The 699-nt window shown below is 40.9% G+C and carries 2 protein-coding genes; both read left to right on the top strand.

All coding sequences use genetic code 11. The annotated features are described in order from the left end of the window. The coding region (locus EI162_RS14740) for an IS630 transposase-related protein (protein WP_225737020.1) at nucleotides 1-195 on the top strand (195 nt) is incomplete at its 5' end. Beyond that, on the top strand, nucleotides 122-694 hold the full coding sequence (locus EI162_RS14420) for an IS630 family transposase (RefSeq protein WP_225737019.1): 573 nt from the start codon (nucleotides 122-124) through the stop codon (nucleotides 692-694). The genes EI162_RS14740 and EI162_RS14420, both read left to right, overlap by 74 nt. The last annotated feature ends 5 nt before the right edge of the window (nucleotides 695-699 follow it).

Below are 699 nucleotides of genomic sequence, written 5' to 3'. Positions count from 1 at the left end.
TATAAAATACCAGATGACGTGCTACTCAATGATGTCAAAAAACACCCTGATGATTACCAATATGAGCGAGCACGTCGTTTAAACTGTAGTAAAACAGGCATTTATCATGCCTTAAAGCGCCTTGATATCAGTCAAAAAAAAGACTTTGGAACATCCAAAAGCGTGTCCAATAAAAAGAGCGGCGTATCAGAGTAAGCTTGATAGCTTTATGCAGCAAGGCTATCCCATTGTGTATATGGATGAGAGCGGCTTTGAGCATGAGACCATTCGCTCTCATGGCTATGCACCGATAGGTACACCCTGTATCGATAGCTACAATTGGCAATCTAAAGCTCGAACCAACGTTATCGGTGCTCTGTATGAAAAGATGCTGTTTGCGCTTGATTATTTTGAGCACAACATCAACAGCAGCATATTTTATGACTGGTGCAAGTTCACGCTAATCCCAAGCCTTAAAACCAAATGCGTGATTGTCATGGATAATGCTCGGTTCCATAAGAATAAACGCATTCAAAAGCTACTCAATAGACATGGGCATCGTATTCTCTGGCTGCCACCGTACAGCCCAGACTTGAACCCTATCGAGAAAAAATGGGCTCAGGTGAAGTTTCTACGCCAAGGCTGGATGGAAAATGACTTATCTAAATTATTTTATGATATTTGTCCTGGCCATAACAGTTTTATTTTGAACTGACTATA

Origin of the sequence: Psychrobacter sp. FME6 (assembly GCF_014861365.1) — a bacterium.
Taxonomy (GTDB): domain Bacteria; phylum Pseudomonadota; class Gammaproteobacteria; order Pseudomonadales; family Moraxellaceae; genus Psychrobacter.
Note: the sequence above shows the minus strand (reverse complement) of the source record. Positions and strands in the feature narration are given on the sequence as shown.